The organism is Bacillus sp. SIMBA_008, assembly GCF_046535495.1.
Taxonomy (GTDB): Bacteria; Bacillota; Bacilli; order Bacillales; family Bacillaceae; genus Bacillus; species Bacillus subtilis.
Map to the genome: position 1 here is coordinate 1 of NZ_JAWRWL010000635.1, position 264 is coordinate 264.

The following is a 264-nucleotide window of genomic DNA, read 5'->3' on the forward strand; positions in this document are numbered from 1 at the left end:
TCGGTAAAGTTACATCCTTAAATGCTTCAGTAGCCGCAAGTTTGTTAATGTATGAGGTATATCGTAAGCGTCACGAAATTGGTAAATAAAAAATGAACGATATTTTAATCGTTGACGGTTACAACATTATCGGAGCTTGGGGAGACTTGAAGAAACTACGGGATGTAGATTTGCAATCATCAAGAGATGCACTGATTGATAAGATGGCGGATTACCAAGGAGACACAGGTACAAAGGTAATGATAGTCTTTGATGCTTATACAG

Annotated in this window: 1 protein-coding gene and 1 pseudogene; both read left to right on the forward strand. The window is 37.9% G+C overall.

The window, feature by feature from the left end:
- Positions 1-89 (forward strand): annotated as a pseudogene (locus SB658_RS24755) (23S rRNA (guanosine(2251)-2'-O)-methyltransferase RlmB); the annotation flags it as partial.
- Positions 90-92: 3 nt separating this feature from the next.
- Positions 93-264, forward strand: a 172-nt coding sequence (locus tag SB658_RS24760; RefSeq protein WP_410603046.1) for an NYN domain-containing protein, incomplete at its 3' end; no start/stop codon positions are given.